Below are 14,352 nucleotides of genomic sequence, written 5' to 3'. Positions count from 1 at the left end.
CTTTCGTTGCCGCACTGCGAAACGTTACAGGCGCCGCTGCGGCAACCGGGAATGCGCGATCACGAACGCGTGTCCGCGAACCTCGCGGAAGCGCCGCCGACCGACCGGCCGACGCCCGCACGCCTGTAACGTTTTCCCTAGGGGAAGCGAATGGACTGTCGAGGGTTGGCCGTGGGCGAGGTCGTCCAGGACCGCTCGTCGCGGGAGGATCCCGCCGGCGTTCGAAGGCTGCGAGCGGTTCGCCGCTCCGCTCGGTCGCTCGGACCGGGCTGAGGACAAGCTAGGCCGGATCGGGAGAGGGCGACAGCCGGCCCGCCCGGGAACCGCCCTCCCGAAATTCGGAAGGGGTCATCCGACCGGCACGACGGCGACCGGCCGCCGGACACGATCGAGATCGAAGGACGCAACGACCGACGACATTTGAAAAAGGGGATTGAATCGATGATCACGCTCTGCGGCTTCGGCGTCAGCAACTATTACAACAAGCTCAAGATCGTCCTGCTGGAGAAGAACATCGCCTTCGATGAAAAGACCATCTACCCCTGGGAGCGCGACGCGTTCAGGGATTCGTCGCCGCTCGGCCGCATCCCCTATGTCGAAACCGAGCACGGCAGTCTGTCGGAATCGCAGGTCATCCTCGACTACCTGGAGGACGCGCACCCCGAAACGCCGCTCTATCCGGCCGGCGCCTTCGCTCGTGCCAAATGCCGGGAACTGATCCAGCACCTGGAACTGAACGTCGAATGGGTCAACCGGCGCCTCTACAAACAGGCGTTCTTCGGCGGCGAAGTGTCGGAGGAGATCCGGCGCGAGGTACGCGACAAGCTGGCGGCCGGGTTGGAGGCGGTGGGGCGGTTGGCGAGCTTCTCACCGTTCGTCTTCGGCGCGACCTTCACCGCCGCCGACTGTGTCGCCTATGTCCATCTCGACTACGTGCGCAGCGCGACCCTCGAGGTCTATGGCGAGGATCTGCTCGCGCGCCATCTGCCGGCGGCGGCGGCCTATCTCGCCTTCGTCGCCGAACGTCCGCACGTGCGGCGGGCGGTGGCCGAGCGCGCGACCGCGCTCGCGACCTTCCGCGCCCTCGGCGTCGCCTACGATGGCTGATCCGGACGCCGGCTCGAGAGGACGGGCGGGATGCCGGACCGCACGCGGCCACGCCGAAACGCCCGTCGGGACGGGTTTACGCAATCGGCCGGATGTCGGAAGAAATGGCACTCCCGAAAAGAATCGAACCCCTGTTTTCGCCGTGAGAGGGTTGAGTGATCGAATTTCTTGACCACCGCGACACTCGAAAGCCCATATTTTTCAACAAAATCAGTACATGTTCGTCAACGTCGTCGGTGTGAGACGCTGTGTGAGACGGAATTTCGAGGCGAACCGAACGATGTCCCGGACACCGAGCACCACGATCGACACCCCCGCGAAACGCGCTGGGCTCGAGCCGAACCGCAACCCCTGTCGGGGGGCGGGCATCGCCGGTTCGCGTGGCGGCGTCACCCTCGGCGATCGTCGCAGGGCCGAGGGGCCCGGGGCCTGGGTCGCGAAGACGGCGTTGAACGGAACGAGGCTCGAAGAGCGTCTCGGTACGGCCGACGATGAAGGTTCCGGGCCGGACGCGTTCTCCGACTCTCAGGGTGTCACCCGGGCCCTCGCCCGGGCGCGCGAGCGGCCGTCGGCGATCGAAGCACAGCAGGCGGAAAGTCGTCCCGGAGACCCGACTGTCGCGACGGCGATCCTGAACCGGCGCAAGGGGCTCGGAATACGGGCCCCAGCTGCGGACACGGAGGACCCCACCGAGCGCCGGGGACGTCCGCCCACGGTCTCTCCAGCGCCCTCGACCATCGATCGCCTCCTGAACGACCTTCGCGCCGCACTCGACGCCGCGGTCGAGGTGCACCGGCGCCAGCTACCAGGGCACATTCCCATCGAGATCGAGATCGGAACTCGGGCTATCCCCGATGCAACCGATGCACGGCGCCAGATCCCGGCAGACGCGGACGTGCGCAGCATCGTCGAGGCGGCGTTCGGCGCAGATCGGCACGGCGACTTCGGGCGGCTCGTCCTGCTGCCGGCCGCGACCGGCGCTCGCTTTTCGCAGATCGCCAAGGCCACCGTCGCCGACGTGCAGGTTCAGGCCGGACGCATCATGGTCCCGCCGGCTCAGAAGGGGCGCACGACCCGCGCAAAGCCGAAGGTCGCCGTTCCGATGGGCGACGAGGTCCTCGAACGCCCGAGGCCGGCTCTGGTCGGGCGCAAGGGTCACGAGCCGCTTCTGGAGCGGTGGCGCCACGAGCAGGTCGGCCCGGCAGATCGGCGCCCGGTATCGCGCGGCGCCCGGACCGCCGCTGCCGAGATGACGCGACCGTGGAAGACCGCCGTCGCGACAGCCGGTGTCCCGGAGGACACCGGCCCCTATGCCCTTCGACACTCTTCGATCGCCTGGGCACTGCGTGCGAACGTCCCGGTTCGTATTGTCGCGGCGCGTCACGATACGAGCACGGCGATGATCGAGCGCCCCCATTCGGCCTACGTGCTCGACGCCACGGAAGACCTCGCCCGCCGAGCACTCGTACCGCTCGCGCCCTCGGCCCCCGCCAAGTTGAGGTCCGTTTCATGTTCCTGACGCTCCTCGACCTCGTCGGTTCCTTCGCGTTCGCGCTGAGCGGCGGCACCCGGGCGGTCGAGCGCCGCCTCGATCCCTTCGGCATCGTCTTCCTGGCCTTCGTCGCCTCGACCTCCGGCGGCATCGTCCGCGACCTGCTGATCGGCACGGTTCCGCCGATGGCGATCGCCACCTGGCACTACGCGGCCATTGCGTGTCTCGCCGGCGTAGCCTGTTCGCTGGCCTATCGGCCGATCGCCCGGCTCGCCGCCCCCGTCGCCGTGTTCGACGCGATCGGCCTCGGCTTCTATGCCGTGGTGGGCACCCGCAAGGCCCTCGACGCGGGGCTTTCGCCGCCGATAGCCGCCCTCCTCGGCATGATGTCGGCGATCGGCGGCGGCATCGGCCGCGACATCCTCACGGCGCAGACGCCGATGGTGCTGCGCAAGGAGATCTACGCCGTGGCGGCGCTCGCCGGCGCCTCCGTGGTGGCGATCGGCGACGCACTGGGGCTGCCCGACACGTTGACCGCGCCGATCGGTGCCCTCGCCGCGACCACTTTGCGGCTCGTCGCGATGAAGTACGACTGGAACCTGCCGCAGCCGCAGCCACGCCGCCCCGACGAGGGAATCGACCAGGACCCGCACGAGCGCTGACGGGACCGGTCGGTGCGCCCGTCGGCGCCGGGTCGAGCGGCGCCGATCGGCAATCGCGCCGCCGGCGCCGGTGCCGACACCGCCGGCCCTGTCGGGATCGCGGGAGGGGCCTGAACCCGGATCGCGAAGGGCTCGCCCCGGAAAGCCCGGCCACGAGATGTCGGCGACCCCGCGAGAGTGCGGCTTGCATTTCCGTCCATATATCGATTATCGTCGATACATGGAATCAACAAATGCCCTCCTCGCCTTCGCGGCGCTGTCCCAATCGACGCGGCTCGACGTCTTTCGGCTGCTGATGGGATTCGAGCCCGGCGGGCTGGCGGCCGGCGAGATCGCGCGTCGCCTCGCCGTACCGCAGAACACCCTGTCGACCCATCTGGCGGTGCTGACCCGCGCCGGATTGATCGAACCGGAACGGCGCAGCCGCTCGATCATCTACCGCGCCCGGGTCGGGAGCGTGCGCGCGCTCGCCGATTTCCTGACCAAGGACTGCTGCTGCGGCAACCCCGAGGTCTGCGCCGCCCTCACGCCCGACCGTTCGACCGATCCCCGCAACGCCGAGGAGCCCGCCATGCCCGACCGCATCTACAACGTCCTGTTCCTGTGCACCGGCAACACCGCGCGCTCGATCCTCGCCGAGAGCATCCTGCGCCACGACGGCGCCGGCCGCTTCGCCGCCTTCTCCGCGGGCAGCCGGCCCAAGGGGGTGATCAACCCCTTCGCCCTGAAAGTGCTCGCGCGGTCCGACTACCCGACCGACGGATTCCGCTCCAAGGGTTGGGAAGAGTTCGCCGTGCCGGGCGCGCCGGTGATGGATTTCGTCTTCACGGTCTGCGACAGCGCCGCCGGCGAGGCCTGCCCGGTGTGGCCGGGGCAGCCGATGACCGCCCATTGGGGGATCGAAGACCCGGCGGCGGTCGAGGGCACCGACATCGCCAAGGAAACCGCCTTCAACGCCGCCTTCCGCTACCTCAGGAACCGGATCTCGGCCTTCACCGCCCTGCCGATCGCCAGCATCGACCGGCTGGCGCTCGGCAACCGCCTGCGCGACATCGGCCGGCTCGCGGGCGCCACCTCGCGCGTCGACGTGACGTGAAGCCGGGCCCGACCTCGTCGTTCCGCTCCGTCCGAATCCGCACCACCCGAAGGTGAGTCTCGCGCGACGTCCCGGCGTCGATCCGCCCGCCCGGGCGCGCGCCGGGACCGCATCCCTGAAGCCCCCGCCGCCGCGATGACCGCCTTCGCCAAGGAAGACGGCGAATTGGTCATCGACACCGAGGGCCGACGCGTCGCGAACGGCTGAGGAGTTCCGTATTGTCCACCTTCGAACGGTGTCTGCCCCTGTGGGTCGCGCTGTGCATCGTCGTCGGCATCGCCTTCGGGCATTTCGTGCCGAGCGTCTTCCTGCTGATCGGCGCCGCCGAGGTGGCCAAGGTCAATCTGCCCATGGCCGTCCTGATCTGGGCGATGATCGTGCCGATGTTGATCAAGATCGACTTCGCGGCGCTCGGCCGGGTCAAGGAACATTGGCGCGGCATCGGCGTGACCCTGTTCGTCAATTGGGCGGTCAAGCCGTTCTCGATGGCGGCGCTGGCGTGGCTGTTCGTCGGTCACCTGTTCTGGCCGCTGTTGCCGGCGGCGCAGATCGACGGTTACATCGCCGGCCTGATCCTCCTCGCCGCCGCGCCCTGCACCGCGATGGTGTTCGTGTGGTCGAACCTGACCAAGGGCGAGCCGCATTTCACCCTGTCCCAGGTGGCGCTCAACGACGCCATCATGATCTTCGCCTTCGCGCCGATCGTCGCCTTCCTGCTCGGGCTGTCGGCGATCACCGTGCCGTGGGATACGCTGGTGCTGTCGGTGGTGCTCTACATCGTGGTGCCGGTGATCGCCGCGCAGATCCTGCGCCGCCATCTGATCGCCCAGGGCGGCGAAGCGCGCTTGGCGACGGTGCTCGCGCATCTGCAGCCGCTGTCGCTGGTGGCGCTGCTCGCCACACTGGCCCTGCTGTTCGGCTTCCAGGGCGGCGCGATCATCGCCCAGCCGACGGTGATCGGGCTCCTCGCGGTGCCGATCCTGATCCAGGTCTATTTCAATGCGGGGCTGGCCTATCTGCTCAACCGGGTGACCGGCGAAGCCCATTGCGTCGCCGGCCCGTCGGCGCTGATCGGCGCCTCGAATTTCTTCGAACTGGCGGTCGCCGCGGCGATCTCGCTGTTCGGTTTCCACTCGGGGGCGGCGCTGGCGACGGTGGTCGGCGTGCTGATCGAGGTGCCGGTGATGTTGTCGGTGGTGTGGATCGTCAACCGCTCCAAGGGTTGGTACGAAGGCGACACCGCAGTGCGCCGTGCGACGGAGGCCGTCGGATGATCGCCGGTGACCTGCCCAATATCGAGGACGACGGTCTCGAAGTCCCCGGCCTCGACAAGCTGCAGGTCGCGGCGCCGTCGTCGCATCCGCCGCGCATCCTGTTGCTCTTCGGCTCGCTGCGGGAGCGTTCCTACAGTCGCTTGCCGACGTTCGAGGCCGAACGGCTCCTGCGGCACTTCGGTGCGGAGACACGGGTCCATGACCTCACCGATCTGCCGCTGCCGGACGGCGCGACTGTCGACCACCCGACGGTCCGGGAACTCCGCGACGCGATGACGTGGTCGGAGGGACAGGTCTGGACCAGCCCGGAACGCCACGGCGCGATGAGCGCCGTACTCGAGGCGCAGATCGACTGGGTCCCGTTGGCGCTCGGCGCCCTTCGGCCGACGCAGGGGCGGGCGCCGGCCTCGATGCAGGTCTGCGGCGGGTCGCAGTCCTTCGATGCCGTCGATCAGATGCGCATTCTCGGCCGCTGGATGTGGATGGTGACCACTCCCAATCGGTCCTCGGTCGCCAAGGGCTTCGAGGATTTCGACGAGGCCGGCCGCATGCGCCCGTCCTCCGACTACGACCGCGTCGTCGACGTGATGGAGGAACGGGTCGAGTTCACGCGCTGGACCTGCGACCGGTCCGACGACCTCACCAGCCGCTACAGCGAACGCAAGGAAGCGGCGGAGACACTCGAGGCACGCCTGAAGCTCTCGAGCGTGAGGTGACGCCTCCCGCATCACCCGGGTCCGACGATGGTCGATTCGACCGGGGTCGACGAAACGTCGGCCCCGGTCTGCGTATCAAATGGATCGCTCCGCCGCGACGTCAGGCAGCGCCCGAGAGACCGCTCAGGCCGTCGATCCCGGTCGGCTCCGCGAGCTGGAGCGGCACGATCGCACGGCGCGCCACGCCGATCGCCGAGAGGCGACCGATCGCCGCGATCTCGTTGCGAGCCCGCCGCCGCAGGAGCGCCGAGGTCGGCACCGCCGCCGCCACGCAGTCGTTGACGATCCATGCCCACGGTTCGATGCCGGCGCGCCGCAGATCGGCCTGCAGCTCGGTCGCCTCGAGGATCGGGGTGGTTTCGGCGAGCGTGACCAGGATGACCTTGGTGCGCCGCCCGTCGCGCAGCCGCATCAGCGGCGTGAGCGCGGGGGCGAGGCTTCCCTTCGCCTGTCGCTGCGCTTCTCGGTGATAGGCGCCGGTGGCGTCGAGCAACAAAAGGGTGTGGCCGGTCGGCGCGGTGTCCATGACCACGAACTCGGCGTCCGCTCGCCCGATCACCCGCGAAAAAGCCTGGAACACCGCGATTTCTTCGGTACACGGCGAGCGTAGATCCTCCTCGAGCAGCGCCCGTCCTTGGGCGTCGAGGGCGCCCCCCCGGGTCTCCAGAACCTGTCGGCGATAGCGTTCGGATTCGACATGGGGGTCGATCCGGCCGACCGTGAGGTTCGCGAGGCTCCCGTCCAGGGTTTCCGCCAGATGGGCGGCGGGATCGGAGGTCGACAGGTGGACCGGATGGCCGCGCTCGGCCAGTGCCACGGCGATCGCTGCGGCCAGCGTGGTCTTGCCGACGCCGCCCTTGCCCATCAGCATCACCAACCCGGGACCGTCGGCGGCGATGGCATCGACGAGACTCGACAGCCGCGGCGCGGCGAAGGCGGCGAGGTCGCCGGTCGCCGGGAGATCGGCTGCGGGAATCGAAGGCGCAAACAGCGTCCGCAAGGCCTCCAGCCCGACCATGTCGAAGGGTTTGAGCGACACTTCGTCGATCGGCAGGTGGCGCAACACGTCGGGCCGGTCGCGAAGCGCCGCCTGCTCGCGTCGGCGGATGGCGCCGGCGACCGCGTCGCCTTCCGCCCCATCGGCCGGCATCACGCCGTTCACCACCAGATATTGGTCGCAGAGCCCGATCGCATCGAGTTCACCATGGGTGCGGGCCACTTCCCCCAGCGCCGAGTCCTGGGCGCGGGCGACCAGAACCAGTCGGGTCTGCGTCGGATCGGCCAGCGCCTCCACCGCTCGGCCATAGCGATCGCGCTGCTTGTCGAGGCCCGCCAGCGGCCCGAGGCACGACGCATCGCCCTTGCCCGCCTCGAGAAAGCCGGTCCAGGCGCCGGGGAGTTGCAGGAGACGAATGGTGTGACCGGTCGGCGCGGTATCGAAGACGACGTGATCGTGAGCGGTTCGGATCGCCCGGTCGGTGAGGAGAGCGGTGAACTCGTCGAAGGCCGCGATCTCGGTCGTGCAGGCGCCGGAGAGCTGTTCCTCGATGCCTCGGACGACGCTGTCCGGCAGCACGCCGCGCACCGGCCCGGCGATCTTCTCGCGATAGGCGGCCGCCGCCGCCTGCGGATCGATCTCGAGAGCGCAGAGACCGGGAACTCCGGCGATCTCGGTGATCCGGTTGCCGATCGTCTGGCCGAAGACCTGCCCGACGTTCGACGCCGGATCGGTGCTGACCAACAGAACCTTGCGACCGAGGCTCACCAGATGCAGCGCCGTGGCGCAGGCGATCGACGTCTTGCCGACACCGCCCTTGCCGGTGAAGAACAGGAAGGGCGGCGGTGAATCGAGGAATTGCATGAGGCCACCCACTCAACCACAGGACGTCCGACCGGAGCAGCAACCGCTCGCCGCCTTGACCGGCGCGGCGGCCTTCAGACCCAACCAACGGCCGAGTTCGTCGCGGCTCGGGTAGCGGCCGGCGAGCACGATCTGCCCGTCGAGCAGCAGGAGCGGCAATGCCGCTTCGCCCGACAGCTCCAGATACCGCTTCACCGTGGCGTTTTCCGCAAAAGCCATCGGCTGCTGGGCGAGGTTGAAGCGCTCGATGGCGCCGCCGCTCTGCTTCGCCCAGTCGACATCGGCACTGAAGGTGACCAGCGCCTGGTCGACCTCGGAGCCGCACACGCCGGTGCTGCAGCACAGCGCCGGATCGAAGACTTGAAGACTGGCCATTTCAATACTCCATGGATGATTGAAGTTTTGGACACGAGTCTGCGGCCGCGCCGCCGTCAGCCTCGGCCGGGCGGAGACGGACTTTCGCGCTCGGCGCAGGACACCCCACCGAGATCGCCGCACTGCGAGGGGTCGCCGCCGCAACATTCCTCGGTGAGGTAGCCGATCAGATCGGACATCAGCGCAATGTTGGCGCGGTAACGCTGGAACCGCCCCTCCTGGTCCGCCCGGATCAGGCCCGCCTGAGCGAGCGCCTTGAGGTGGAAGGAGAGGTTGGTCGCCGGAAGATCGAGGGTCTCGGCGATCTTGCCCGCGACCATGCCCGAGGATCCGGCCTGCACCAGCAGGCGGAACACCTTGAGGCGGACGCCGGACGACAGCGATTCGAACAGGCGGGTGGCGGTTTCGAGTTCCATGCTTCAACGCTACAACAATACTTGAACAATTGAAAGCACCTCGAGACCGGACACGCCGGCGAATGCCGCGGTCACGGCGCGGACAGGCGGCGGCGGTAGGGGCGCGACAACCAGCCCGCTCCCCAGAAGCCGAAGGCGAAGACCAGACTGCCGCCGATCGCCGCGACGAGTACGCCGTCGTAGGACCCGGTCGCCGACCAGATCAGCGCCGCGCCGAGCGGCGCGACGGCGCGGGCGATCGTCGCCGGCGCCGACAGGGCGCCGTTGATCGCGCCATAGGCGCGGCGCGTCAGCATCTCGGGCACCGCCAGGCCGCGGACGATGGTCATGATGCCGTTGGCCGCGCCATAGAGCGCGGCGACGAAGGCGACCACGGCGAAGCTCGGCGGCAGCGCTGCGAGCGCGACCAGCGCCAGCGGAAACCCCAGCACGACCACCGAGCCGATGGTGCTCACCGGCGCCGCCCGGGCCAGCACCCAGATGGCGATGCGACCGCCGACCTGCATCGGCCCGATGATCATCATCGCCGCGACCACGTCGGTGCTGGCGAAGCCGCGCTCCAACAGCAAGGGATAGAGGTGGTAGGTGAAGGCCGAGAAGGTCGCGGCGAAGGCCGTGAAGGCGATCGCCAGGGCCCAGAAGGTCGGCTCCCGCAGCAAGACGGCGAGGCCCGAATCGGACGGGCTGCGAGCGGCAGGGGTCGGCCCGGGAGGGGACGCAGACGGGGCCTCGTGCCGATCGATCACCGCGGCATTGAGCCCGGCGCAGACGATCAGATTGATCGCCCCGAGCACCAGGAGGGTGTCGCGCCAGCCGATCCGATCGAGCAGAAACTGCACCAGGGGCACGAACACCGTCGAGGCGAAGCCGCCCCACAGGCTCAGCGCGGTGATGCCGGCGCGCGCCCGAGTCGGCCCCATCCGCCGCGCGACGACGGCGAAGGCCGGATCGTAGAGGGTCGCCGCCTGCAGCGCCCCGAGGCCGGCGAGCAGGACGTAGAACGCTGCGAGGCCGGTGACCTGCGACCAGGCGACCATCGCCAGCCCGGCGGCGATCGATCCGAGCATCATCACCGCCCGACCGTGGCCGCGGTCGATCGCCGCGCCGACGGGCATGGCGGCGAGCCCGGCGAGGATCAATCCGAGCGTCGCCGCACCGTAGAGTTCCGTCTTCGACCAACCGAGATCGCGCGACATCGCCGCAGCGATCAGCGGAAAGGCGTAATAGAGCGAACCCCACGAGCAGATCTGGCCGATGCCGAGACCGGTGATGAAGAACCGACCCGGCCCGGGGGCGTCGGCGCCCTCGCGACCCGGGTTCACGACGAGGTCTCGCCGGGCCCGGCACCGATGCGAACCTTCGGGTGGAGGGGGCGCGATGCGCAGACGGTCATCGGTTGTCCTTCGGCGATCGGAGGGCTCTGAGCAAGCGCGCGGACGTCATGCGGTCGATACACCGTCCGGCGCGGTGCAGCCGACATCGGCGCAGCATTCGTCGACGAGATAGCCGATCAGCGCGTTCATGCTCGGGTAATGGGCGCGGCAGATCAGAGTCGTCGCCTGCCGTTCCTGGGTGACCAGGCCGGTTTCGACCAGCCGTTTGAGATGGTGCGACAGCGTCGAGGCGACGATGCCGATCTCGTCCTGCAGAAGGCCCACCGACAGCCCGCCCTCGCCCGCCCGAACCAGGGTCCGGTAGATGCGCAGACGGGTCGGATTGCCGAGCGCTTCCAATTGGCCGGCCGCTTGTTCGATCTTCATCGAAATACCCTCGCCGGTCGCCGCCGGCCCGTCAAGGGTCGGGTGGCGGCCTTCCCGAGAAATGGCCCGCCGGCGCCGACGTTTCGGCGCCGGCGGGGGGTGCCTTCATAAAGTGTATGAGGAGATGCACGGCCGTCTCCCGGTCTTCGACCCGAAGCGGACACTCGGTCGGCACACATCGCGACCCGAGGCGTGCGCTCCTCGGGGGCATCGACCCCACAGACTTCGAGAGGTCGGGGATATCGTCCGAATGCCGGCACGCGCTGAAAGCGGACCTTCTTCATCTGCCAAGCCCCTTGAAAGACGCATGCTTTCCCAAACGGGCCAGGCCTGGAGGCCGTGCGGTGGTGTGCCGCGGCAGCCTTGCGCAAGAAAAAACTCCCCAGGCCATGCGTAAAAGCCGGCAAACAAGAATATCAGGCGGCACAGCAGAATATTACGTAACGTAACATTGGCGGATCGCCACGCAAAGACCTTGCGTTAACCGAATATTAAGCTCGTTGACAGATTTTACACAGGGGAACTGGTGACTTACGGAGTCATCCAGCGAGTCGTCCAAATTCTATACACGACACGTATTTTGCGATACATGCCCGGTGGAGAGCACTATGTCGTACAAGAATTGGCCGATGATCTGGAAAGTCGTGAGCCTGCTGCTCGTATTGGCCTCCGCCGGCATGACGGGTATCACCTACACGACACACCAAATAACTGTGGTCGATGACCTCGATACCGCTATTATTGACGGATCAGCTGCAGCGAGCACCAGCCTCTCGCGAGCAAATCGAATGGTTGTCGCCATCCAACTGGGGATCTACAAGAACATTGTCGCCGACAATGATCAGGCCAATGCAGCTGCGGCACGCTTCACGCAGGACGCTGTGACCGGCTATGAAGCCGAGGTCGGTGCGGCGAAGAAGGCATATCCGGGGATATCATCCGACATAGACAGCGTCGTCAGCCAATTGCATGCTCTCATGAGCGGCGAGTGTGGTGGCGTGATCCGTGAGGCGAATGCATCGACGGACCCCGTTCAGAATGCCAAGGTGGCGACCCTGATGGAGGCCACCTGCAGCCCGAAGCTCACGGCACTCGTCGCTGCGGCCAGCGAACTCAACAAGCGTCTGATCGCAGCCAAGGACAAGCAGAACCAGGAAGTCACCGTCATCGCCGCTTGGACGTCGCGCGTGTCGTTGATCGGTTTCGCCGTCGTCACCTTCGGCATCCTCGCCATCGCCTTCCTGGCCGTTCGGACCGGCGTCGTCGCTCCGATCCGGGTGTCGATGGGCGTCATGGAGGCCCTCGGGCACGGAGACCTTCAGACGCAGGTCCCCGGGACGGATCGCGGTGACGAAATCGGCGCCATCGCCAAGTCGCTGGAGGTTTTGCGCGGCCAACTCCAGGTCGCCGAAAAGGCGCGCCAGGAGCAGGCGGCCCGAGAGGAAATCGAACGCCAGACGCTCGCCCGGCGGGAGAAACTCGCCAACGACTTCGTCGGCCGGATGCAGGCCCTCGCCGCGAGTTTCACCCAGTCGTCCGGCGAGGTCGCCGACTCCGCCAAGAACCTCTCCGCCACCGCCGAAGAGACCTCGCGGCAGGCTCAGGCGGTCGCGGCGGCGGCCGAGGAAGCCGCCACCAACGTTCAGACCGTCTCCGCCGCATCCGAAGAGCTGGCGGCCTCCGTGCGCGAGATCGGCTCCCAGGTCGGCCACTCGGCGCGGGTCGCCGACACCGCCTTCTCCGAGGCCGAGACGTCGAACGTCCGCATCGGGACGCTCGCCACCGCCGCTTCGGCGATCGGCGACGTCGTCAACCTGATCCGCGACATCGCCGGGCAGACCAACCTGCTGGCACTGAACGCCACGATCGAGGCGGCGCGTGCGGGTGAGGCCGGCAAGGGCTTCGCCGTCGTCGCCGCCGAGGTCAAACAACTCGCCGACCAGACGTCGAAGGCGACCGGTGACATCGGGGCGAAGGTTCAGGAGATTCAGAAGGCGACGGGCGAAAGTGTCGCATCGATGAGCGAGATCCTGCGGGTGGTCGGCGAGATCAAGCATGTCTCGTCGGCGATCGCCGGGGCCGTCGAAGAACAGGGCGCGGCGACCGCCGAGATCGCCCGCAACTGTCAGCAGGCGGCCACCGGAACCCAACAGGTGACACAGAACATCTCGGGCGTCGGTCGGGCAGCCGAAATGACGGGAGCGGCCTCGACCCAGTTGATGACGCTTTCGACCGGACTGTCTGGGCAGGCGGTCGATCTGCGCCGGGTGGTCGAGGGCTTCGTCAAGGAGTTCGCGGCCGCGTGATCCCATTCGGCGCTTTGAATTGGGGTGACGCCCCGAATCTCGGGCCGGCGGAGGGATCGGTCGATGCAGAGGTTGAGATCTTCCGCCCCACCTTGATCGGCTTGGTACCACATCGACTTGCAGGGGCGTTATGAAGTGAAGCGCATTGGTGTCAATCTGTACGAGTAACCGCTCCAGACAACAAAATCATTGAATGCAAGATCTTTGTAACGCCTCTGAACCAGGAGCGTTCGATGCCACGAGATTTCCGTTTAGTTCGACGCATCTCATTGAACACGGAAACGGGAGAACTCAACAGGACGCTTCGACCAATATCGGATGAATATTCGAATGAAACTGTTCTCATCCATGTCACGGTGCTCAGTGAGACTGGTTTCATGGATTCATCAGAAGGAACAACGCCTGCTGGACGGCGTTGTGTCGACACCGTCCGTAGCGATGAAACCTGGGCAAAGGTATTGGACATTTTGAGCGCAACGAGAGGGTAGCCTCTTCCGCTCATCGAAGATTTTTCAGAAAGAATCGGCTCTCGGAACAAGCCGATATGACTTAAATATTTATCCCGATATCTATTCAAGTCGGTACCACGGTCGACGGATCTCGCTCGTACTCCCACTATGTGTAGCTGGTGTCTGCGTAAACCGGATAGCCATGTGATTTACTAAGCTTTCTTGTAGCGGGGGCCGATCCACCCGGCGCCCCCGACCGGGAGACCCGGCGCCCACTTTGGGGGCCGGGCCATGATGGCGAGCATCTTCCGGAGGGTCGCGACGGCCGCAGCGATCGGCGCGGCGGCCAGCGCCTCGTCGTGGATCGTCAGAACCGTTTCGATGCCCTGATCTTCGAACTCCAGGAGGGCGTCGCCGAGGATGTCTCGGGCGACGGCCTGGGTGATGTTCTCGACGATCTTCCCGCCGTAGGTCCGGACGGGACCCCACTTCTTCGTGAGCTGGTTGACCCCGAGGTAAGTGATGTTGTCCCGACCGCCGTCCTCGTCCTCGACGAGTTCGATCCGGCGGTAGACGAGATCGCGGTCGGACTGACGTTGCCCCCAAGTTTTATCCAATTCGGAGTTCGCTCTGACGGTTGGGATTGTCCTTCGGGGCGGGGTGAGCGGCGGGAGACGGCGCGGAGCTGGTCGGGTTGCGCAGCGCCGTCTCACGACGCGGGAAGGTGCGGGCGAACTCGACCGGGGTCTGCCAGCCGAGCCGAGAATGCGGTCGGGCTTCGTTGTAGTCGGCACGCCAGCGACCGAGCAGCGCACGGACCTGGGCGAGCGTGGTGAAC

At 67.2% G+C, this 14,352-nt stretch carries 14 protein-coding genes and 1 pseudogene; 8 read left to right on the top strand and 7 right to left on the bottom strand.

Annotated elements, in window-relative coordinates:
• Positions 1 to 441 precede the first annotated feature (441 nt).
• The 7 genes and pseudogenes from EYW49_RS20360 (at position 442) to arsH (ending at position 6,347) form a co-directional block, all read left to right on the top strand.
• Positions 442 to 1,107 carry a glutathione S-transferase family protein gene (locus EYW49_RS20360; RefSeq protein ID WP_131311468.1) on the top strand — a complete coding sequence of 222 codons (666 nt, stop codon included), beginning with the start codon at positions 442 to 444 and terminating at the stop codon, positions 1,105 to 1,107.
• 217 nt (positions 1,108 to 1,324) lie between these two features.
• Positions 1,325 to 2,626 carry a tyrosine-type recombinase/integrase gene (locus EYW49_RS20355; RefSeq protein ID WP_228259698.1) on the top strand — a complete coding sequence of 434 codons (1,302 nt, stop codon included), beginning with the start codon at positions 1,325 to 1,327 and terminating at the stop codon, positions 2,624 to 2,626.
• Positions 2,617 to 3,261, top strand: coding sequence for a trimeric intracellular cation channel family protein (locus EYW49_RS20350; protein ID WP_131311467.1), 645 nt, complete (start codon positions 2,617 to 2,619; stop codon positions 3,259 to 3,261). Before EYW49_RS20355 ends, EYW49_RS20350 begins: the two co-directional genes overlap by 10 nt.
• Before the next feature lie 157 nt (positions 3,262 to 3,418).
• Positions 3,419 to 3,718 (top strand): annotated as a pseudogene (locus EYW49_RS23535) (ArsR/SmtB family transcription factor); the annotation flags it as partial.
• Positions 3,719 to 3,832: 114 nt separating this feature from the next.
• The gene (locus EYW49_RS23530; RefSeq protein ID WP_228259699.1) at positions 3,833 to 4,357 is read left to right on the top strand and encodes an arsenate reductase ArsC; all 525 of its coding nucleotides are present in this window, start codon (positions 3,833 to 3,835) and stop codon (positions 4,355 to 4,357) included.
• 218 nt (positions 4,358 to 4,575) lie between these two features.
• Positions 4,576 to 5,631: an ACR3 family arsenite efflux transporter gene (gene arsB, locus EYW49_RS20340; protein ID WP_131311465.1), complete on the top strand. Its 1,056-nt coding sequence runs from the start codon at positions 4,576 to 4,578 to the stop codon at positions 5,629 to 5,631.
• Positions 5,628 to 6,347, top strand: a complete 720-nt coding sequence (gene arsH, locus EYW49_RS20335) for an arsenical resistance protein ArsH (protein WP_131311464.1) — start codon at positions 5,628 to 5,630, stop codon at positions 6,345 to 6,347. Before arsB ends, arsH begins: the two co-directional genes overlap by 4 nt.
• A 100-nt stretch (positions 6,348 to 6,447) precedes the next feature.
• Here the strand turns inward: arsH and arsA are convergent, their stop codons facing one another.
• The 5 genes from arsA to EYW49_RS20310 form a co-directional block, all read right to left on the bottom strand.
• Positions 6,448 to 8,208: an arsenical pump-driving ATPase gene (gene arsA / locus EYW49_RS20330; protein ID WP_131311463.1), complete on the bottom strand. Its 1,761-nt coding sequence runs from the start codon at positions 8,206 to 8,208 to the stop codon at positions 6,448 to 6,450.
• A gap of 12 nt (positions 8,209 to 8,220) precedes the next feature.
• The gene (arsD, locus tag EYW49_RS20325) at positions 8,221 to 8,583 is read right to left on the bottom strand and encodes an arsenite efflux transporter metallochaperone ArsD (protein WP_131311462.1); all 363 of its coding nucleotides are present in this window, start codon (positions 8,581 to 8,583) and stop codon (positions 8,221 to 8,223) included.
• 56 nt (positions 8,584 to 8,639) lie between these two features.
• The gene (locus tag EYW49_RS20320; protein ID WP_131311461.1) at positions 8,640 to 8,999 is read right to left on the bottom strand and encodes an ArsR/SmtB family transcription factor; all 360 of its coding nucleotides are present in this window, start codon (positions 8,997 to 8,999) and stop codon (positions 8,640 to 8,642) included.
• A 71-nt stretch (positions 9,000 to 9,070) separates the two neighbouring features.
• Complete coding sequence (locus EYW49_RS20315; RefSeq protein WP_131311460.1) at positions 9,071 to 10,321, bottom strand: MFS transporter; 1,251 nt, start codon at positions 10,319 to 10,321, stop codon at positions 9,071 to 9,073.
• A gap of 117 nt (positions 10,322 to 10,438) precedes the next feature.
• Complete coding sequence (locus EYW49_RS20310; RefSeq protein ID WP_131311459.1) at positions 10,439 to 10,759, bottom strand: ArsR/SmtB family transcription factor; 321 nt, start codon at positions 10,757 to 10,759, stop codon at positions 10,439 to 10,441.
• Between the two features lie 608 nt (positions 10,760 to 11,367).
• Here EYW49_RS20310 and EYW49_RS20305 point away from each other — a divergent pair.
• Entirely contained in the window at positions 11,368 to 13,065 is a 1,698-nt protein-coding gene (locus EYW49_RS20305) for a methyl-accepting chemotaxis protein (RefSeq protein ID WP_131311458.1), read from the top strand.
• Between the two features lie 661 nt (positions 13,066 to 13,726).
• Here the strand turns inward: EYW49_RS20305 and EYW49_RS20300 are convergent.
• Both EYW49_RS20300 and EYW49_RS20295 read right to left on the bottom strand, forming a co-directional pair.
• The gene (locus EYW49_RS20300) at positions 13,727 to 14,131 is read right to left on the bottom strand and encodes a DNA polymerase family A protein (protein WP_131311457.1); all 405 of its coding nucleotides are present in this window, start codon (positions 14,129 to 14,131) and stop codon (positions 13,727 to 13,729) included.
• A partial coding sequence (locus EYW49_RS20295) for an integrase core domain-containing protein (RefSeq protein ID WP_165498115.1) occupies positions 14,124 to 14,352 on the bottom strand: 229 nt, incomplete at its 5' end. The genes EYW49_RS20300 and EYW49_RS20295, both read right to left, overlap by 8 nt.

It is taken from the genome of Siculibacillus lacustris (assembly GCF_004328075.1).
Lineage (GTDB): Bacteria > Pseudomonadota > Alphaproteobacteria > Rhizobiales > Ancalomicrobiaceae > Siculibacillus > Siculibacillus lacustris.
Note: the sequence above shows the minus strand (reverse complement) of the source record. Positions and strands in the feature narration are given on the sequence as shown.